The 20,435-nt window shown below is 46.8% G+C and carries 22 protein-coding genes; 14 read left to right on the top strand and 8 right to left on the bottom strand.

What is annotated here, in order from left to right; all coding sequences use genetic code 11:
- Window positions 1-259: 259 nt before the first annotated feature.
- Window positions 260-1,258, top strand: a complete 999-nt coding sequence (locus ACYVI9_RS12725; RefSeq protein WP_460764960.1) for a hypothetical protein — start codon at window positions 260-262, stop codon at window positions 1,256-1,258.
- On the opposite strand, the gene ACYVI9_RS12720 is transcribed toward ACYVI9_RS12725, so the two are convergent.
- The gene (locus tag ACYVI9_RS12720) at window positions 1,255-1,806 is read right to left on the bottom strand and encodes a dihydrofolate reductase family protein (RefSeq protein ID WP_460764959.1); all 552 of its coding nucleotides are present in this window, start codon (window positions 1,804-1,806) and stop codon (window positions 1,255-1,257) included. The genes ACYVI9_RS12725 and ACYVI9_RS12720 overlap by 4 nt on opposite strands.
- Window positions 1,807-2,389: 583 nt before the next feature.
- Between ACYVI9_RS12720 and ACYVI9_RS12715 the strand changes: the two genes are divergently transcribed.
- The 12 genes from ACYVI9_RS12715 (at window position 2,390) to ACYVI9_RS12660 (ending at window position 11,806) form a co-directional block, all read left to right on the top strand.
- The gene (locus ACYVI9_RS12715; protein ID WP_460764958.1) at window positions 2,390-2,758 is read left to right on the top strand and encodes a helix-turn-helix domain-containing protein; all 369 of its coding nucleotides are present in this window, start codon (window positions 2,390-2,392) and stop codon (window positions 2,756-2,758) included.
- Between the two features lie 3 nt (window positions 2,759-2,761).
- On the top strand, window positions 2,762-2,977 hold the full coding sequence (locus ACYVI9_RS12710) for a hypothetical protein (RefSeq protein ID WP_460764957.1): 216 nt from the start codon (window positions 2,762-2,764) through the stop codon (window positions 2,975-2,977).
- Entirely contained in the window at window positions 2,962-3,345 is a 384-nt protein-coding gene (locus ACYVI9_RS12705; RefSeq protein ID WP_460764956.1) for a type II toxin-antitoxin system VapC family toxin, read from the top strand. Before ACYVI9_RS12710 ends, ACYVI9_RS12705 begins: the two co-directional genes overlap by 16 nt.
- 396 nt (window positions 3,346-3,741) lie before the next feature.
- On the top strand, window positions 3,742-6,432 hold the full coding sequence (locus ACYVI9_RS12700) for a sigma-54-dependent Fis family transcriptional regulator (RefSeq protein WP_460764955.1): 2,691 nt from the start codon (window positions 3,742-3,744) through the stop codon (window positions 6,430-6,432).
- Between the two features lie 385 nt (window positions 6,433-6,817).
- Window positions 6,818-7,114, top strand: a complete 297-nt coding sequence (locus tag ACYVI9_RS12695) for a hypothetical protein (RefSeq protein WP_460764954.1) — start codon at window positions 6,818-6,820, stop codon at window positions 7,112-7,114.
- Between the two features lie 56 nt (window positions 7,115-7,170).
- Window positions 7,171-8,154, top strand: coding sequence for an alpha/beta hydrolase (locus ACYVI9_RS12690; protein WP_460764953.1), 984 nt, complete (start codon window positions 7,171-7,173; stop codon window positions 8,152-8,154).
- Window positions 8,155-8,221: 67 nt separating this feature from the next.
- Window positions 8,222-8,977, top strand: a complete 756-nt coding sequence (locus ACYVI9_RS12685; RefSeq protein ID WP_460764952.1) for an SDR family oxidoreductase — start codon at window positions 8,222-8,224, stop codon at window positions 8,975-8,977.
- A gap of 209 nt (window positions 8,978-9,186) precedes the next feature.
- A complete protein-coding gene (locus ACYVI9_RS12680) occupies window positions 9,187-9,372 on the top strand; it encodes a hypothetical protein (RefSeq protein ID WP_460764951.1) in 186 nt (61 codons plus the stop codon).
- Between the two features lie 48 nt (window positions 9,373-9,420).
- On the top strand, window positions 9,421-10,191 hold the full coding sequence (locus ACYVI9_RS12675) for an alpha/beta hydrolase (RefSeq protein ID WP_460764950.1): 771 nt from the start codon (window positions 9,421-9,423) through the stop codon (window positions 10,189-10,191).
- A gap of 67 nt (window positions 10,192-10,258) precedes the next feature.
- Entirely contained in the window at window positions 10,259-10,606 is a 348-nt protein-coding gene (locus ACYVI9_RS12670; protein ID WP_460764949.1) for a YciI family protein, read from the top strand.
- 61 nt (window positions 10,607-10,667) lie between these two features.
- Window positions 10,668-11,120, top strand: a complete 453-nt coding sequence (locus ACYVI9_RS12665; protein WP_460764948.1) for a carboxymuconolactone decarboxylase family protein — start codon at window positions 10,668-10,670, stop codon at window positions 11,118-11,120.
- A 428-nt stretch (window positions 11,121-11,548) separates the two neighbouring features.
- Window positions 11,549-11,806, top strand: a complete 258-nt coding sequence (locus tag ACYVI9_RS12660) for a hypothetical protein (RefSeq protein WP_460764947.1) — start codon at window positions 11,549-11,551, stop codon at window positions 11,804-11,806.
- Window positions 11,807-11,833: 27 nt separating this feature from the next.
- On the opposite strand, the gene ACYVI9_RS12655 is transcribed toward ACYVI9_RS12660, so the two are convergent.
- From ACYVI9_RS12655 to ACYVI9_RS12625, 7 genes are all read right to left on the bottom strand, one after another.
- On the bottom strand, window positions 11,834-12,916 hold the full coding sequence (locus tag ACYVI9_RS12655; protein WP_460764946.1) for an NAD(P)-binding domain-containing protein: 1,083 nt from the start codon (window positions 12,914-12,916) through the stop codon (window positions 11,834-11,836).
- 7 nt (window positions 12,917-12,923) lie between these two features.
- A complete protein-coding gene (locus ACYVI9_RS12650) occupies window positions 12,924-13,946 on the bottom strand; it encodes an LLM class flavin-dependent oxidoreductase (protein ID WP_460764945.1) in 1,023 nt (340 codons plus the stop codon).
- A 165-nt stretch (window positions 13,947-14,111) separates the two neighbouring features.
- On the bottom strand, window positions 14,112-15,128 hold the full coding sequence (locus tag ACYVI9_RS12645; RefSeq protein ID WP_460764944.1) for a Smr/MutS family protein: 1,017 nt from the start codon (window positions 15,126-15,128) through the stop codon (window positions 14,112-14,114).
- A gap of 69 nt (window positions 15,129-15,197) precedes the next feature.
- Window positions 15,198-16,892, bottom strand: a complete 1,695-nt coding sequence (locus ACYVI9_RS12640; protein ID WP_460764943.1) for an amino acid permease — start codon at window positions 16,890-16,892, stop codon at window positions 15,198-15,200.
- A 148-nt stretch (window positions 16,893-17,040) separates the two neighbouring features.
- Window positions 17,041-18,006 (bottom strand): polyprenyl synthetase family protein, encoded by a 966-nt coding sequence (locus tag ACYVI9_RS12635; RefSeq protein WP_460764942.1) that lies wholly within the window; start codon window positions 18,004-18,006, stop codon window positions 17,041-17,043.
- A gap of 122 nt (window positions 18,007-18,128) precedes the next feature.
- The gene (locus tag ACYVI9_RS12630) at window positions 18,129-19,607 is read right to left on the bottom strand and encodes an aldehyde dehydrogenase (NADP(+)) (RefSeq protein ID WP_460764941.1); all 1,479 of its coding nucleotides are present in this window, start codon (window positions 19,605-19,607) and stop codon (window positions 18,129-18,131) included.
- Window positions 19,608-19,692: 85 nt separating this feature from the next.
- Window positions 19,693-19,872 carry a transposase gene (locus tag ACYVI9_RS12625; protein ID WP_460764995.1) on the bottom strand — a complete coding sequence of 60 codons (180 nt, stop codon included), beginning with the start codon at window positions 19,870-19,872 and terminating at the stop codon, window positions 19,693-19,695.
- Between the two features lie 233 nt (window positions 19,873-20,105).
- On the opposite strand from ACYVI9_RS12625, the gene ACYVI9_RS12620 reads away from it, so the two are divergent.
- Window positions 20,106-20,435, top strand: a 330-nt coding sequence (locus ACYVI9_RS12620) for a helix-turn-helix domain-containing protein (protein WP_460764940.1), incomplete at its 3' end; no start/stop codon positions are given.

Raw genomic sequence — 20,435 nt, 5'->3', positions numbered from 1 at the left:
ATAATAAACAAATAACTATTTGGATATCAATGCAAATATCTCGGCTATGTCCAGTAATTACTGACACATAATGCCTGTGTAAAACCAAGTTCACCCCTTAGAAATTATATTTCGCCGTCCTGCCGAATCAATAGATTCTGCCTTAAAAAACCATCCGGATCCTGAACGCAAGGTGCTGCCAGGCCCTGAATTTCACCAAAGTCCTTAATTTTAGGCAGGTCATCAACGCGATACAATTTTACAGAAATATCCAACCGGTATGAACAGTAATATACATGAGAAACGATTCGAAAAACAGTTTAAGGCCTTGGAATCCCTGCTCAATGCTGCGATCAAAGCAAAGGATCCGGGACTATATCTCTACCAGAAAAATTTCCGGGCGCCCCTGTTTCAGCTGGAAGCCCTCGCCCGGATTTACACTGAAATTGAAGATGATAACAAACACGTTAAAAAGCTACTGAAGCAGGCCAAGAAAATGGAGGACCTGATTGGCCAACTGGATTATTTTGCAGTCTTTGTGCAGCAATACCAGTCGCGACAGGATATCCCGAAAGCGGTGCAGAAGCATTTTGCCCGCCATTACATGCAGACCCTGAAAGACCTGAACCGGAGACTGGAGAAAAAGGGCTGGCTGAGCGGTAAAAGAATCCGAAAATTCAGAAAGGCGATTCGAAAGGCCGACCTGAAAAATTCCGGTGAGGACAATTCAAAATTGAGCGCATTTTACCTAAAGGAAATCCGGGAAATCAACGAATTCACAAATAACGGCCGGGTATATTTTGACGAACTGGAAGCCGGTGTCCATGAACTACGCAGAAAGCTGCGCTGGCTCAGTATCTATGCCACTGCCCTGAACGGCGGCGTTCAATTAGCAGAAACCCTGCCCGTACATCAGCGGCTGAAAAAATACCTGACCCCGGAGATCGTTCAATCCCCCTATAATACCTTGCCCTCCGTGAAAGACAAACAAGTTCAGCCACTACTGCTTTCCAGGGATGATTTTTATGCCCTGAGCTGGATGATCGATCAATTGGGCAGACTAAAGGATCGTGGCCTGGATTTTACGGGAATGGAAGATGCGCTACTGGATGCGGGGTTGGCCGATGACAGGAAAACGGCTATGCTGAGCGCAAAAAAATACCTCAAACTATCGGAAACGCCCGTGGATGGACTTTTGAGTGAAGCCTCCAGGCTGACCGCACAATTCTACAAAGACCAGGTTTTATCGCGCCTGGTGATTCCGGAAGATCTGCATTAACTTTTGGTTGCCGGCCGATAGATCATTTCAACCACACCGGACCGGAATTGACGGCTGGATACGAGATTCAGTGAAAGAGGTTGTTCCGGATCTTTAAACAGTGGTTTTCCACTGCCCAATACCACCGGATGTACATACAATTGGTATTCATCAATCAGACCCAGCCGGAGAAAACTATGAATTAAAGACGCGCCTCCGTAGAGCCAGATGGCACCTGCACCAGATTTTTTAATGGCAGCTACTTGTTCCCCAATCGCATCACTGATAAAGGTCGCTGCCGGATCCGATTTAAAATTCCTGGAGAACACATACTTTTTTTTGGCATGTATCGCATCCCAGAATGCCTTATCCGCTGCTGAAGCTTCAGGTTCCGGTTGATAGTTCCCCCAGGCATCATAACTGATCCGGCCATAAAAAATCGAATCCACTTTGTCCAGAAATCGGTCAAATGCCATGTCTTCATCCATGATACACCAGTCGATCTCCCCGTTAGGCCCCGCAATAAAACCATCCAGTGTTACGGCGAGGTTCAATATAACTTGCTTCATAACTATAAACGCTTCTTTTAATTACAAATATATTTGTCGCCATTTAAATAATCGGGTTGGATCTTTTCATCTGATGTTTTCAATTGAAGAAAAAAAATCAGGACTATTGCGGAAACAATGTAGCAGGCTTGCAGTGTGGAATTTGTGCGGTGGTAATCCTAGGCCGTGCTTGTGCGTGTCATTACCCTATTGTAATGGGTGGTACTGCAACCCGTTTTGCTTTAGGTCCTCATTGTCCATTTATAACGCAGAAGTCACCTTAGAATAGCTTCAATATTATGACATTTTTTTTATGCCTTTTTGCTTCGCTACTGAAGTTTGTCGTCGTGGAAAGGGACAGCTTAAAATTTTATTACTGTCCGGCTGCAATCCGCAGTGCTGCAATACCGTTTGGATTGATAGCTTTTGAAGTATCTCTTTTATCTCCATAAAATAATTTCTTTTGTGCTTGCAAATTCACAAGAAAAATTAGCGAACTCGTCTAAGAAAACAAGCATAAAAATCTATTTTCCTGCTCTCTTGTCTAAATAAACTTGCTAATTATTGATATTTAAGCTAAATTTGCAGTACAATATTTACGCTAATGCTTAATAAAACAGAGTTTGCAGACAGATTAAAAGACCTTCGCAAGCGAAAAAGGATTTCGCAGGGCGAACTGGCTGAACTGATAGAGGTGCATTTTACGCAAGTGAGTCGATATGAAAGAGGGGAAACAAAGCCTAATGCTGAAGCAATGACCAAACTGGCAAAGGCTTTGGATACTACCGTTGATTTTTTACTGAACGGTACAGCTGATGATATGGTAAAAGATGCGGGGCTAGAAAAAGAACTGATAAGGCGTTTTAAAGAAGTGCAGGACTTGGGAACCGAAGATAAAAAAACGGTTCTCTCTTTGATGGACGCCTACATCGCTAAAACCAAAATACAAACATTACTCACTAATAATTTTTGACTTATGGACAATACAATGCTGATACAGGTAACCAACCAAAAAGCCGTAGGACTTTTGCACGAACTAGAAGAACTACGTTTGATAAAAGTACTAAAGGAAAATTATGCTCCGGTAAAAACAAAGCTCTCTGATAAATACAAAGGGATTATCAGCAAAGAACAAGGAAAAAACCTTAACGAACACATTAAACAAATGCGTAGCGAATGGAACAATATCTGATTGATACCAATGTAGTTTCTGATTACCTGTCTGCTTCGTTGCCTGCAGCCGGTATTGGTTTTCTAGACACAGTAATTGATGCCGTTCCCAACCTTTCGGTAATTTCTCAAATAGAACTCCTTTGCTGGAATGCCGATAATACCACTACGGAAAATGTAAAAAATTTTATTTCCGACAGTGATATACTGGATATTAGCCCCGATGTGATTGCCCATTGTGTGGCTTTACGCAAAGGCAAGAAAATAAAAACCCCTGATGCCATTATTGCAGCTACTGCTTTGGCTTACGGCTTTACGCTTGTCACCAATAACGAAAAGGATTTTGCCAATATCAAAAGGCTGAAATTTATTAACCCACATAAGTTATGAAAAAATAAAGCCCGGACTTTTCCAATTAAGGTTCTCCCCGAAAAGGATCCTTATTTTTTAAATAGAGACGAGTTTCTTTACTTTACCCTTTTAACTCGTTTTGTCGGTTTTTTCATCTTTACTCTCGTTTCTGCCTACTTCTTTCTGCTCATCTTTTAGTTTCTCCAGCCCCATTATCCTTCGGAATTCTCAAGAAATTGAAATATAATCGGTTAATTATTATATAAATGAACGGACTGGTAGACTACCATTATGTCCTTAATCCCCGGAACGCGCAGGCCAGGTATGTTATTTTACAAAGTCTTGTATTGCAAAGGTTTTAATCGTTTTGATTATTTTTGCATTGTCCGTCATTTCTACCATTTAAACCAATCTCCCGGCTTCAAAACGAATGCAATGGCAGCACAGGTACAGAAATCAATCATTAAAAAAACGGCATCGGCTGTTTCCAAAGGAAAGGCGGGGGTAACAACGGAGAAGTCATCCGAACCCCAGGCTGAACGCACCATTCTGCTGAACCTGAGCAATGATATTACCAGGGTCAGGGGAAAAGACGACCTGGTCAAAGTATTCTCCAGCCGGTTGAAAGAATATTTCTATTTCACCCATGTAGTAATTTCTCTTATTGACAATGAAAAAGGCACTTATTATCCCTTTCTGATAGATCGTGAATCCATGCCCATTCGCCATCGCAATGAGCTCCCTTCCCTTTTGCAAATGCAATTTGTTATCGATGACCCTTTTCTTGGTCAACTAAAGGAAGAAAAAACCACCGCAGCATTTTTGCTGGAATCCATTATTGACGAAGCAGGGATTCCGGCTTTCCTGAAAGTAAACTATGAATGTGGTGTGAAAAAGGCGATGATTGTGCGACTTAAAAATAAAATGGAGACCATTGGGCATGTACTGATGTATTCTGACAGAACCGATAGTTTCCCCAAAGCCTTTGAAAATGTCCTGGAAGGTATCGCGCCCCATTTATCCAACGCAGTTGCCAATATCATTATCAACCTGGAGATGGAAGAAAGGGAGCATGAAAAATCCCTGCTACTGGCACTGAGTGAGGAAATAGCCGCCCTAAGAAAAAGGGAAGACCTGTTGCATATTGTAAATACCAGGATCAAGAAGCTTTTCGGCGTGCGGGAGTTTGGCGTTGCTCAAATTAATAGCGAGGAGAACAGCTATCGTTCTTTTATAATGGACGTTACCGAGGATTTAAAGCAAGTCAAAGGATTCGAAAGCATCACGACTGCCGATTATGACATAAGCGACCCCTTGTTTGACAGGATTTTGCAATCAGATGATCCCCTGTTACTTGACATTGATGCCTTGCTGCAGGAACCCGGGATGCCCGATTTCGTCGGATTCTGGAAGATGGCCGGCCTGAAATATATCCTGGCTATGAAATTACATGTGGGTGAAAAAAATGTTGGTTGTGCGTTTTTGCACCTGGATGCAGCCAGTAAAGACCGGATCAAACCGCATCTGCTGAAAGCGGTTTGCGCCCATTTATCAGTGGCCGTATCTAATATCCTGTCCAATGAACAGATCAGCCAGAAAAGCCTGGAACAGCATTTCCTCCTGGAATTTAGTAAGGAAATCGCCCGGGTACGAACCAAGGATGAACTTCAGACAGCGATCTTCAAAGTACTGGAAAAGACCCTGCATATTCAATTGGGAATGATTCAGGTGATCGAAGAGGACGAATTTAACCTGCGTCCCTTCATGTATGATGCCCGCATCTATAAGCAAGCACATGCGCAGGATTTTTTTGAAAAAATGCTGGCCACTCGGGTCACTATTGATGAGCATTATACTGCGCAGGTATTATCCAGCGGGGAAGGCATTATTTATAATGTAGCCGCTGAAGCCGCTACAGGCAATCCCTATGCGCGGTTATGGGAGACCATCGGCTATCAGAACATGTACGCCCTCCCCCTGCGTACCGGCAGCAAGAATATCGGTACCATCTGGCTGCATGCCAATCAACTGAGTGAACTGATCGTTAATAGCATCTGTGCCCAGATTTCCATTGCCATCTCCAATATACAGGCCAATGAAAAATTACTCGCTTATAAAAAACAACTGGAAGTTGAGAATGACTATCTCAAGGAACAAATCAAGACCATCTATAATTTTACCGATATCATTGGCAGCGGACCGGCAATGCAACAAGTCTACCAGCTGATCTCCCTAGTCGCAGAGAGCAATTCCACAGTGCTGCTGTTGGGAGAAACCGGCACCGGCAAAGAACTTATAGCCAGGGCTATTCACAATGCTTCTCCCAGAAAGGATAAACTGATGGTAAAAGTCAACTGTGCAGCCCTGCCCGCCAATCTGATCGAAAGTGAGTTATTTGGCCACGAACGGGGGGCCTTCACCGGGGCATTGGAAAGGCGGATCGGCAAGTTTGAAATGGCCAATAACAGTACCCTGTTCCTGGATGAAATTGGCGAGATGACACCGGAAATGCAGGTAAAACTTCTTCGGGTATTACAGGAACGTGAACTGGAACGTATTGGCGGCGGCGCCACCATACAGGTGGATGTCAGAATCATTGCCGCCACAAACCGGAACCTCGAAGCCGAAGTAAAAGCCGGTCGTTTCCGCTCAGATCTTTACTACCGCCTGAATGTATTTCCGATAACCCTGCCACCACTCCGGCATCGCAAGGAAGATATTGAAGCTTTGGCATATTTTTTCCTGGAACGGTATTGCAAAAATGCCGGTAAAAATATCCAGACCATTTCTTCAAAATGTATCCATACCCTGAAATCCTATGAATGGCCCGGTAATGTCCGCGAACTGGAACACCTGATAGAACGAAGCATCCTGCTCACGCCCGGCCCTGTGCTTCACGAAATCACGATGCCACAACCCGCACCGGGTGCCGATGCTTCGGCAACTAATGGCAGCACAAAAACCCTCGATGAAATCGAAAAAGCCCATATTATCGAAGTATTGCGAAATTGTCAGGGTAAAATATCCGGTTCAGGAGGTGCCTCCGGCATTTTGGGTATCCCGGCTACTACCCTGCATTCCAAAATGAAAAAACTACAGATTCTGAAAAGTGATTACCACCAGTAAACATTTTTCTTCATTCCCGGGACACTTACTGCTCACTAACTGTTCTCTTACCCCATCCACGATATACAGCGTACCTGCTCGTCAATTGACGATATGTAGTTGATTTCCCAAATCCACTCTATATATATATTATTGATATTCTGTCATTTACGCAATGGCACAGGCTTTGTTTTGGCCCTTTCAAATGAATCAAAATGAAAGGTTCTACATCCCTACCAGAACAATGGGCCACCCGCCTCCGACAGTTTCTGGCGATCAAAAATCGGCGCAACCAGCTGTCGACTTTCAAATTTATAACTCCGGTTTGGCTGCGTTTACCAACACCCGGGTTCGGGAGCAGTTATCCAGGCAATACCATTTTCAATGACCCTAAAAAAACAATAATATGAATCGCTATCAAAATGTCCACGAAGCACTAACCCAGCTTCGTCTGAGAGGTTACTGTGCAAATTTTTCCACCGACAATGTTTGCCTGTATTGTGGCGACCTCGATCTGCGACTGGATCCCCAGGAATTTATTATCGACGAGACCTATCGCTTTCCACCCGCTGCAGATGGAAAAAGCTACCTGCTGCTGGCCATATCCAGCATCACCGGTTTAAAAGGTTATGTGCTGGATGATTATGGCGGCGCAGCCTGCCAGGTAGATAAGAGAAACCTGCAGGCAGGTCAAAGCAGCTAAATCCGACACAAGACACTTGAATCTGCCAAATATTTTTCACTATAAAACCATCTATCATGACCAACACCAAGATGAACCTTACTGCGGCCAATGATCCTCATATACTGAAGGAAGTCCGCGCATTCCTGGAAACGTTAAATGCCGGCGACGGCCCTCCCATCGAAACATTAACGCCTGTGCAGGCACGCCAGGTACTGACAGACGCCCAGGAAGGCGTAGCAACAGATGTCTCCGGCATTCTGGAATCTGAAATAGAAATTCCCGTAAATAACAGTTCACTGCGCCTGCATATCGTAAAACCAGCCGGGCTGAACCGGGAGCGACCGGCCTTTATTTTTATCCATGGAGGCGGTTGGGTACTGGGAGATTATCCCACGCACCGAAGATTCGTGAGGGATCTGGTGGTGGCCAGTGGCGTCATTGCGGTATTCCCCGACTACAGCCCGGCCCCGGAAGCGCAGTTTCCGGTAGCCATCGAACAAATTTATGCGAGCCTGGAATGGGTGTCGGTCAATGGTTCACAGATCGGTGTAGATAGCAGTAAGCTGGCCATTGTCGGCAATAGCGTAGGAGGCAATATGGCCGCTGCCGTAGCCCTTATGGCCAAGGACCGCCAGGGTCCGCAGATTCAGCAACTGGTCCTGTTCTGGCCGGTAACCGATGCCCGTTTTGATACCAAATCCTACCAAACCATGGGCGAAGGCAGGTTCCTTAGCCGCAATATGATGATCTGGTTCTGGGATCAGTACCTGCCGGATCCGCATGCCCGTCGTCAACCTTATGCCGCACCTCTGGAGGCTTCCGTCGATCAGCTCAAAGGCCTGCCGCCGACATTGATTCAAATCGCTGAAAATGATGTGCTGCATGACGAAGGACAGGCCTTCGGCCGCAAACTGGATGAAGCGGGCGTAGCAGTTACCCTGACCTGCTATGACGGTTTGATCCACGACTATGGTTTATTGAATGCTTTAGCAGCAGTCCCGGCGGTTAAAACAGCATTAGGACAGGCGGCTGCAGTTATTAAAAAGGCATTGCGCTAAACTGTAATGCGCAGTGATCATGAAACACCACCTAAAGAAATTTTTTCACCTTCAATATATACATATCATGAAAATTGTAGTAATCGGCGGAACCGGCCTTATCGGTTCAAACCTGGTCCAAAAACTTCAGCAACGTGGCCAGAATGTACTGGCGGCTTCCCCCGCCACCGGCGTCAACAGCCTCACTGGTGAAGGCCTGGACGCGGCCCTGAAAGACAGCGAAGTGCTGGTAGACGTTTCCAATTCACCATCTTTTGAAGATCAGGCGGTGCTGGATTTTTTTGAAACCTCAGGTAAACACCTGGTGGAAGCAGCACGTAAAGCCGGCATCCGTCATTATGTGGCCATGTCCGTTGTCGGCGCCGACCGACTCCCGGCCAGTGGCTATCTGCGTGCCAAAGTCGCACAGGAAGCCATCATTCAAAACTCGGGTATCTCCTATTCCATCCTGCGTTCCACCCAGTTTTTTGAGTTTGCCGACCGTATCGCAGCTTCTGCAACAGTAAATGGCGAAGTGCATATCTCTCCGGCAGTCTTTCAGCCCATTGCCTCGGATGAAGTCGTAGCCGCACTGGCTGATGTCGTCAGCTGGCATCCGCTGAATGGCATTACCGAAGTCGCAGGTCCCGAGCGGATTCAGATGAGTGAATTCATCCGGTATTTCCTGAAGACGACCGGAGATCCCCGCCAGGTGGTCGAAGACCCCCATGCGCCCTACTTCGGCAGTGAAATTGACGACCATTCCCTGGTGCCGGCAGAAAATCCCCGGTTGGGCAAGCAGCGCTACCAGGACTGGCTGCGACTGGAGCTGGCAAAAGTGTAGAAAGTATTTTCCGAAGCAACAAATTCATTTCTGCCTCAGGTGACGAAGACGACGGGTGTCAGTTCGTTGAGGCGGCTGTAACGGGCATGCACTTTCCACCCGTTCGTGCATGAGACAAACCTACGTCGGCGCGGCGTCTCCGCAAAGCCGATCAGCTACACAACGATACCAGGGCAGCATTTTTTAATTCCCATAATTATTTCAGCATCATGAAAGCGCGTACTATCCCCAAAAAGCGACCGGATACGATGCCTTCCTATTCAGAAACCTTCCAGGGAAGTATATTCCCCAACCGCCACGAAATGAATATCACTGATGGCGGAGAATTTATGGACGACTTCTGGCGAATGGAAGAGCAGCCTTTCGGTTGGAACGCCACCAAAGGCAAACAGTAAATTTTCAGGTATACACCTGAACCATCATTAAAAACAAAATCAACAATTATGTTACAACAACTCAGCTCAATAACACTGGCGCTGGCCGCCCTGTTATTCCCCGCCACTGATCAGTCGAATCATTCTACTGAAACAAAAGGCGTTAAAAATATTGTACTGGTTCACGGCGCCTTCGCAGACGGTTCCAGCTGGTCCAAAGTCATTCCCATCCTGCAGGCAAAAGGTTTTCATGTCATTGCCGTTCAAAATCCCCTTACGTCGTTTGAAGACGACCTGGCAGCTACCAAAAGGGCACTGGCAGCTACGGACGGTCCCGTATTGCTGGTAGGACATTCCTATGGCGGCATGGTCATATCCGAAGCCGGCAAAGATCCCAAAGTAAGCGGACTACTGTATGTGGCTGCCCTGGTACCGGAAGACGGCCAGAACGTTAATGACGTGAACGCCACCATGGCGCCCACCGCTGTAGGTCCCGAGTTCCGGCTGAGCTCCGAAGGGTTCCTGTCCCTGTCTGAAAAAGGCATTGACGAATTTTTCGCCCAGGACCTGCCGGCAGCCGACAGAAAAATCATTTACGCTACCCAGATGCCCTGGGCCGCTTCTGCTACTGAACAGAAAGTTTTTGATCCTGCCTGGGCCTATAAACCCTGCTGGTATATCGTCGCTGCCGAGGACGGCATGATTAATCCCGACCTGGAACGTTTCAAGGCCAAACAAATTAAGGCCACCACTTTGGAACTACCCACCAGTCATGTGCCCATGATAGCGCAACCGCAGCAAGTGGCAGACTTTATCATCCAGGCCGCCGGCAGCCTGTAATTCCAGTTCCTCGTATCCCAGATACGCTTCAAAATGTATTTAATCATCCATCTTTAAAACAGATATCATGAATGAGTTTTTAATTGTAATCCACCGGGATCTTACCAGTAAGCGTCCCAGCCCTTCCAACGATCAGATGAAAGAAGCCCTCGAACCTTACCGCTCCTGGGTGGCTGATATCGCCGCCAGTGGTCAGCTGGTCGCACCACCCAAAAGGTGGGATACCGATGGCCGGGTTGTCAGTACGGCAAAAAAAGTACATGAAGGCCCCTATGCCGAAGGTATCATCTCCCTGGGTGGTCTTTTCCTCATCCGGGCAGAGAACTACCAGGATGCGGTTGCCATCGCAGAGAAATGTCCCATCATTAAATATGGGGCTATCGTAGAAGTCCGGAAGGCCTTACCCGCAGCCTGATTCCACGGAATGCCTTTAATCTATTAGGGCATTCCTTTTTATCATTTTTAAATTTTCCAAAATGAACAAAAGAATAAACATTAATTCTGCAGAACCTAAGGCCCTGAAGGCGATGATGGGTCTTGAAAGTTATCTGTATCAAACGGCAATTTCCGACACCCTGAAAGATCTGATTAAAATCAGGGCTTCTCAACTCAATGGCTGTGGTTACTGTATCGATCTACATTCAAAGGCAGCCCTGAAAAATGGTGAGACCAACCAAAGGATTTTCCTGTTAAATGCCTGGAAAGAAACCCAGGGTATTTTCACCGAAGAGGAAAAGGCGGTATTGTCTATTACTGAGGCAGTCACTTTAATACATCAAAATGGTCTGCCCGAAACCATTTATGAAAATGCCCGCCAGCATTTTGATGAAAATCAGATCGCACAGATCATCATGGCTGTCGTAATTATTAACAGCTGGAACAGGATCGCGATCAGCAGTCTGCTGCAACCGGGAGAAAGTTTCTCCTGATACCCATCCAAATATTGTCGGAATAACAAAGTACCGGGACTGGTCAAAGGACCTGTTCCCGGTTTTTAAAACTTAAAAAACCTGCCGTAAGACCCGAAAGTCTTTAGCTTTTGGGATCTAAGGCAGAAACCTGCTATTTGTATAATTGTAAAATATAGTATGTTTCGCAACATCAGAATAAGATGTAAAATCCTCGTAAGATACTTGCGCGTACACACGTGGAACGATAGTAAGACATCTAACTCCTGGGAGCAGTAAGCAAATTGCTATGAAGCGCAGCACATTTGTCTTTAGCAAATGGGTAGTTCACCGGAGAGCAGGTATTGCTATCGGAGTAAATTAGAAAAAATACCAGTAATTTTACATAAACGGATTTTTCAGAAACTATTCCGTATAGCAGATTATCTCAACTTAAAAAGGAGGAATATATGTTATACCAGAAAGACCTTAAGGATCAATGGGATGCCTACAATCAATTACAAACTGCAAGGGAAGAAGGAATTGAGGAAGGCGAAGCCAGAGGAGAAGCCAAAGGGCTGGCCAAAGGGGAAGAAAAAAAGTCCCGGGAATTCATTGAAAATCTCATCCTGAAGTTAAACCTTGATAATCAAAAGACCGCCGATCTCGCAGGGGTATCCGTGGATTTTGTAAAGAAAGTTCGCGCCGGCTTAAAAAAGAAAAAATGATTCTGTAACTCTTGGATAGTTGACAATTTACGCTTTCAGCGTAGCTACCAATTCCCTGGCTGCCGCATTGCCTGCACGATTGGCACCAATCGTCGAAGCCGAAGGCCCATATCCTACCAGATGAATCCGGGGCTCTTTAACCACCATGGTAGCCAGCCTCCCGCCCATCTGAATACCACCGCTTTCTTCTCTTGGCACCACTTCCTGTAGATGGTCAAGATCTCCTTTAAAACCGGTATTCCAGAGGATCACATCGGCAGCCTGATGACGTCCGTCTTCCCACCTGACGCCGGTTGGGGTAATTTCGCTAAACATGGGCTGCCGTTTCAGCACGCCCCGCTTTTCCATATCAATTATTTCAGGAGTTACCGGCAGCCCGGTGACTGAAACAACTGATAAAGGGGGCAATCCCTTTCTGACACGTTCTTCGACTTTGGCCACAGCATGGTGACCTGCCGCATCATCGAATGGCCCCTGCCTGAACTCCGGCGGACGGCGGGTGACCCAGGTGGTGGTGGTTACCCGGGAAATCTGGTCCAAAAGCTGAATGGCGGAAATGCCTGCTCCCACGACAATCACATGCTGGCCTTTAAAATCCGCAGCATCCCTGAAATCTTTGGTATGCAACTGGCGGCCCTGGAACTTTTCTGCCCCGGGATATTCAGGTATATAAGGGTTTTCCCAGGTACCCGTGGCATTGATGATGCCCCGGGCAGAAAATAAAGTCTTGTCCGTATCTATATTAAACAGATCATTCCGGTGCCATACCCTTTGCACAAGTACCGGCCGGTAGACCCTGATGCCGAATTTCTGTTCATATTTTTCATAATATTCCGGCACGACCAGATTGGTTTGCGCCTGGGTTTCACCGGTATCAATGGTTTCACTTAATGGCATACCCGGCAGATCATGAATCCGGTTGACGGTACTTAGTGTCAACGAGGACCAACGATGCTGCCAGGCGCCGCCGGCCCTGGGCGAGCGATCCAGCACCAAAAAATCCGCCCCCGGTTCCCATCCCAGCTTCCTTAAGTGATAGGCCGCAGATAACCCTGCCTGACCGGCACCGATCACAACGATTTTCGTCTTATATCGTATCTTATGACTCAATTCAGATTTAACGCCAGCCCAGTCCGGGTGCTACATGTTCGAGAATAGAAGATAATACGTGCACATTATAGTCCACGCCCAGGGTATTGGGGATGGTCAACAGCAGGGTATCCGCCTCCTGGATGGCTTCGTCTTTGGCCAGCTGCTCAATCAACACATCGGGTTCTGCCGCATAGCTCCGTCCAAATATGGCCCTACGCTCCCCACCGATGGCCCCGACCTGATCTGTTTTTTGTGCCTCATGCCCGAAATAAAGCCGGTCCTGGTCATTGACCAAAGCAAATATAGAGCGGCTAACCGATACCCGGGGTTCCCGTTGGTGACCCGCATCTTTCCAGGCCTGCTTAAAAAGGCGGATTTGTTCGGCCTGCTGGATATGGAAAGGTTTCCCGCTTTCATCAAACTTAAGGGTAGAACTTTGCAGGTTCATACCCATCTGAGCCGCCCATACTGCGGTAGCGTCTGAACCCGACCCCCACCAGATACGATCCCGGAGACCGGGAGAAAAAGGTTCCAGCCGCAGGAGCCCCTCAGGATTAGGGAACATGGGGTTAGGATTCGGTTCAGCAAAACCTTCGCCCTTTAATTTCTCAAAAAAGGCCAGTCCTTTCTGACGTCCCCATTCCTCTTCGGTTGTCCCGGGTTCCGGAGCATAACCAAAATAGCGCCAGCCGTCAATAACCTGTTCGGGAGACCCCCTGCTGATGCCGAGCTGGAGTCGTCCACCGGAAATCAGATCCGCTGCGCCGGCGTCCTCCACCATATAAAGCGGGTTTTCATAGCGCATATCTATGACACCGGTGCCGATTTCGATGGTATTGGTACGGGCGCCAATAGCTGCCAGCAGTGGAAACGGCGAGGCCAGCTGCTTGGCGAAATGATGGACCCGGAAATAAGCCCCGTCCAGACCGATTTCTTCTGACGCTACGGCCAGATCTATGGACTGCAACAGGGTGTCGCTGGCAGTTCTGGCACGGTAAGCCGGGTGTTCGGCCCAGTGCCCAAATGACAAAAACCCGATCTTTTTCATGTTGTTTTATTTATAAGTGAACCGGTTAGGCAGATGAGATCCCGGCCTCCCCGAATATACAATATAGCAGATAACATCCGGATCGATCCATTTGTTTACCAGCATCGAACTCATGCAGCGGACCTTTTAGGCTAACAGGCAAGGGCATTGCCCTCAGGACGGGACTTAATGTTTGAAAAAGATTTCTGTGGCACCATAGCCGTATCTCGGATGGTATTGATTGATAAAATAGCTGACCTCTTTTTTAAGCCGTAACAGATCATGGATTTCATCGCGGAGTTTACCGGTTCCTACACCATGGATGATAATGAGATGGGGCAGCATATGGGTGACGGCAAGGTCATAATATTTTTCAAAGGTCTTGAGTTGAAGGGTCAGCTTTTCAAAATTATTCATTCTTGCAGGGGCATCGGTTAGCTTCTCGATATGAAGATCTACGACGGATTGTGGTGCCTCCAGATGCTGACGTGCTTCTTTAGCATTATACACTTTGTATCCCCGCGTAATAAGGCTGTCCAGGGGCAGCTTGGTGGGTGTTGCCCTATCCGGATATTTGTCAAACAGGAGTTGTGAAAACGAGGACTCATTCTTCTGCCGCAGGGTCTCAATCCTGGAAAAAATCTGTTTGGGCTTCATTTTGACAATTGCTTCGTATTCCTCTGCCTTAGTCTTCACAGTCTCAAGCAGCGAAAAACGCAGTTCAAAAGAAGGGCTGTCGTTCATATCTTCAAAGGGCACATCATGAACGTAGAAATTTTCGAATGGCTGTATGGTGTTTTTGATCTCAAACTCCGTCTCTCCAAAGAAAGATAAACGATAGTCAAAAATATAAGCCGTTTTTGTGTGATTGACCAGATAAATTTTCAATTTCTCCACATATTCATCTCCGAATTCATCGACGTCCATGACCGGTATAAACTGCAGCATCACGCCATCCTCCTGCCGCTCCTTATGATCGGTCTTCTCTTTGGGTATGTCGTCAATATGCCTTTTAGAAGGAGTTTTCTGTTGTTTTTGCCGGGTAAATCTTTTGTAATATGGAAAATCCAGTTGATCCAGGTAAACGGGAAACCGTACACCGCGCACATCCACCAGCGCCATTTTCTTATTGATAAACTCAATAATCTCGCCTTCTTCCTCCGAGTGCAATACCAGCACCTTATCCCCTACCTGAAACTTCATGATGCAAATTTAAACAGACTATGGCAGAATTAAAACCTTGATCATTGCCAACCCCTGCAAGGTCACTGCCTATGCAACTTTTTTCTGTGCCAGTTTACTATGGAAACGGCTGTAACTAAAATAGATCACCAGCCCGATGGCCAGCCAGACCAGAAAACGGAGCCAGTTGGTATGGCTCTCCTGTGCCATCAGGTAAAAACAGCTCACCATCCCCAGCACAGGTAACAAAGAGAAACATTTGATAAAGGAAAGCACGGCAATAATTGCCATGACGATCCAGAAAATCAGCATGGGGAATTTTTCCAGGGTAAAAAGTTCCGCAAAATGAGCCGGCGCCTCCCTTCCGACAAGAATCACCGCTATCAGAAACAGGGAGGGCACAATATATTTTCCGTTAATATAGGGTACTTTAAATCTGGATTCCGGCTTCTCCTTTTGCTGGTCCAGCACCAGAATACCGCCGCAGACCAATACAAAGGCGAACAGGGTACCAATACTCGTCAAAGCTAACACGGTACTAAGGTTCAGAAATAAGGCCGGAATGGCGACCACCAGACCGGTGATTATGGTGGCAAAAGAAGGGGTTTTGTATTTGGGATGTATGCGTGAAAAAGCTTTGGGCAGCAATCCATCGCGGCTCATACTCATCCAGATTCTGGGCTGGCCCATCTGGAAGACCAGTAGTACACTGGCAGTAGCGATGATGGCGCTTACGGCAATGATGGCAGAGATCATTTTGAGCCCACGGGCATCAAAGACCATTGCCAGCGGGTCGCCGACATTCAGCTGGGTATAAGGGACCATCCCCGTCAGTACCAATGCCACCAGAACATAAATGACGGTACAAATGATCAGCGAATAGATCATACCCCGGGGCAGGTCCCGCTGGGGATTCTGGCATTCCTCCGCCGTCGTCGATATAGCATCGAAACCGATATAGGCAAAAAATACGGCAGAAACTCCTTTGAGGATGCCACTGATGCCTGTGGGCGTAAAGGGTGACCAGTTATCCGTATTGACATAAAAAGCACCGGCGATAATCACCAGAAAAATAACAGCCAGTTTCAGCAGTACCATAATATTGGTCGAATTACGGGATTCCTTGACGCCGATATAAACGATATAGGTAATAATAAAAACGATCACCAGGGCGGGTAAATCCATGATGATGGGCAGTCCCAACAGGCGCGGCGCCTCCGACCAGGCCGTGTGGGCGCTAAGCAGGGCGGGTTCCATTGTTACAGTTGTGGCTCCGGCAGCCAGGGCATCCCCCACTTGTTCAAACCCATGGCGGGCGGTAACAAAGTCCATACTCAGCCAATCCGGGATATGCAAACCCGCCTTATCCAGCAGGCCGGTAAAATAGTCACTCCAGGAAATCGCTACCGCAATATTACCGATGGCATATTCCATCAGCAGATCCCAGCCGATGATCCAGGCAAAAATCTCTCCGAAAGCTACATAGGAATAGGTATAGGCGCTTCCTGAAACGGGAACTGTAGACGCAAACTGCGCATAACAGAGGGCCGCAAAGCCGCAGGCAATGGCCGTAAATATATAAAGGAAAACCACGCCGGGTCCCCCATCGGCCGCAGCCTTACCAATACTGCTGAAGATGCCGGCACCGATCACGGCGGCGACGCCCAGTGCCGTCAGGTCTTTTACTTTAAGTACTTTGTGCAGGGCCGAACCATGGCCGTCACCATAGCCCTCCGCAGCATCCTTTAATATGGTAGCAATGTTTTTCTTACGCAGTATCGACATATGCTGTTTTTTTTGATATAGGATTCAATCTATGGACCAGCGCTTCTATCCTGGCTATCGCCTTTCCGCCGTTTTGAAATTCCGACCATTTTCCTACTGGTCACTGGTGTCTCAGCGGAACCTGGCCGGCCCACACCGATCCGGCTGCCTAATGATCTCTTTTTACCAATAGCTGCGCCAGATCCTTTAAAGGCTGTTTTCTTTTAGACACAACAGCCATATCATCAAAATGCTGCATGGCCAGATTCAGAAAACGGCTTTTTTCCTCACGGGCCCAATCATCAATATGGTTGGCCTTATAGATCTCCAGCACCCGGGGTACCTTATCCGCATCATCGGTTTTCAATAAGGCAGTCAGCACCTCTTTCTGTTCAGCATTGGCCTGTTCCATTGCCTGGATCAATAAAAAAGTCTTTTTATTCGAACGTATATCGCCTCCGGTTTGCTTACCAAATTTTTCCGGGTCGCCAAATGCATCCAGATAATCATCCTGCATTTGAAATGCCAGGCCGATACTTTTACCGGCTTCGTACAAAAGTTCCAGGTTACCCAAACCGCCTCCACCCAGAATACCCCCCATCTGCAGACTGGCAGCCAGCAAAACGGAAGTTTTCAGGGTAATCATATGCAGGTATTCATCATAAGAAACCTTATCCCTTTTCTCGAAGTCCATATCCAGCTGCTGGCCCTCACAAACTTCGGTTGCCGTTTTATTGAAAAGATGCAGGATGCGCGGAATAAAATCCGGATTCAGCAGGTTGATATAATCATAAGCCTTGACGATCATCACGTCTCCCGCCAGAATGGCGGTATTCAGACCATATTTATTATGGAGGGTGGCTTCTCCTCTTCTTAGCGGAGCATTGTCCATAATATCATCGTGGATCAGGGTGAAATTGTGAAAAAGCTCAATGGCCGAAGCCAGGTTCCAGGCATCCGGATGAATCTCCCCAAACAGCTCATTGGCCATCAGGCAGAGCACCGGCCGGAATCTTTTACCGGCTATGGATAAAAAATAGTTATTAGGCGTATATAAGGTTTCGGGATGCTGGGGGAAATGGGTACGGCCAAAATGTGAGGAAAACTTCTTTGATAATTCCTGAAATGATTGCATGCGCCAAAAATAATAAGAAAACTGTTAGCGATCAATATAGATTCCGTACGATGGTTTCGATTGCCAAATTACAAACTTCAGATACGATCATTAAAAAATAAAATGGATTATAGTTATCAAAATCAGCGTACTACAGCCGTCTGTGTCAAATTATCGTTTACGGTTCTCCAGATGCCTAAGGGATTTTCATCCTTTAATTCCTCCGGCAAAAGCTCATCAGACCAGTTCTGAAAGGCCAGGGGACGGGCAAACCGCCTGATACCATCAGCGCCCACAGCCGTAAACCGGCTATCCGTTGTCGAGGGATAGGGTCCGCCGTGCTGCATGCTCAGGCAGACTTCGACACCTGTGGGTACCCCGTTGAGGATAAAACGCCCACACCGGTACTTGATGGCATCTACCAGGGCAGCCTGCTCCTGAATATCGTTGGAAGTGGCCATGAGTGTTGCCGTAAGCTGACCATCAATACTACGGGCCACTTCAAGCATCTGGTCAGGACTGCTGCATCGGATAATCAGCGAAAATGGCCCGAAAACTTCCTGGTGCAGGAGTGGATTTTGGATAAATGCTTCGGCTGTTGTCATGGCAATGGTCGGAAGGCCTTGTTGTTCGCCGGGAGTCGTACTGGCTGTTGCCAGAAGCTGTACTTCTTTTTGCTCCAGTACCTGTGTTCTTTTACCCATAAAATTCTTATGAATACCGCTGTGCAGCATGGATGCCGGGACCACTTTTTCTACTGCTTCTTTTAAGGTGGCCAGAAAAAGTTCCAGTTCAGGCCCCTCCAAACCAATAATCAATCCCGGATTGGTACAGAATTGCCCCATCCCAAGATTAATGGAAGCCGCATAGTCGGTAGCCACTTTTGCAGCCTCCTGCCGCATTTTTTCCGGCAAAAGAAACACCGGGTTGGTACTGCTCATTTCCGCAAAAACCGGTATCGGTTCCGGGCGTTGACCGGCCCAGTCAAAAAGTTGCCGTCCACCTGCCAGGGAGCCGGTGAAACCCACCGCTTTGACCTGAGGATGCTCGACCAGCATTCTGCCGATTTCATTGGAAGCGCCATGTATATGAGAAAATACACCTTCAGGCAATCCGGACTTGGAGACCGCATTTTTAAGGGCGTTGGCAACCATTTCACTGGTACCGGCATGTGCGGGATGTGCTTTGACGATAACCGGGCAGCCCGCTGCCAGTGCACAGGCGGTATCTCCTCCGGCTGTCGAGTAGGCAAAGGGAAAATTAGCAGCACCGAATACAACTACCGGGCCCAGGGGGATCATCATTTTCCTGATATCCGGCGAGCTTTCCTGCCGACCGGTATCGATTCGGATATCCATCCAATCACCCCGCTCACAGGCCTGTGCATAAGACTGCAGCTGGAAGGCGGTTCTGGCCCGCTCATTTCGCAAACGTTCCAATGGCAGGCGGGTTTCCTGATGGGCCAGTTCCAGTAAAGGATCGCCGGTAGCTTCCAATGCCCCCGCCATCGCAAGCATCAGGCTGGCGCGTTGCTTTAAGCTGCAATTACGGTAGATTGAAAAAGCCGCATGCGCCTGTTCAATAACTGAATTTACGGTTTCCGGACTGGCATCTTCGTACATGATTTTGAATTTCTTTTAAAGTTTATAAAACGTGCCGCAAAACCCAAAAGTCTTTAGCTTTTGGGATGTAAGGCACAAGAAAAATTTAGCCCTGTGAAAGAATATATTGACGGACAGTTTCAGGACTTGCTTCTCCAATAGAGCAAACAAAGTAACCATCTGACCAGAAAGCATGTTCTTCCCAAAAGTTCTTTGACAATATGGTTTTGTGCTTTTGCCAAAGGTAATAGTGGTTTACGACTTCAAAATCAGATTTAGCAGTAATTGACTACATAATAGACTTCATGTCATTATCCAAATCTCCTACAAGCAGCTTTTTACGGTACTTACAAACGAAAATGAGATGGCATTTTGAATATATTTTAAATATTTGTGATAGTATAACTTCTTTAAAGATCTTTTAACAATGTTTTTGTGCATTATTATCTATTTTTGATTATATATATAATATTTATTGTTAGTATATTCAATACATATTACTTAACATTAAGACTATAATTGAAAACAATACATAAGACATACCGTTTTGCATTGTTGCCTGCAAAGCAACAGGAACTGCTTTTGAGTAAGCATTTCGGGTGTGTTCGCTTTGTGTTCAATCACTTTTTAAACGAAAGAATTGAGCAGTATAAGGAGAATAAAAAATCAGATAATTATCTTAAACAGGCCGGTGCTTTGACCCAGTTAAAAAAGAAAGAAGCAACTGAATGGTTAAAGGAAGTAAACAGTCAAACATTACAAACCGCCTTGCGAAATTTAGACACCGCCTTTGTGAACTTTTTTAGAGGTAATGCTAAGTTCCCCCGATTTAAAAGTAAACGGAGAAAA

The organism is Niabella terrae, assembly GCF_054783135.1.
Note: the sequence above shows the minus strand (reverse complement) of the source record. Positions and strands in the feature narration are given on the sequence as shown.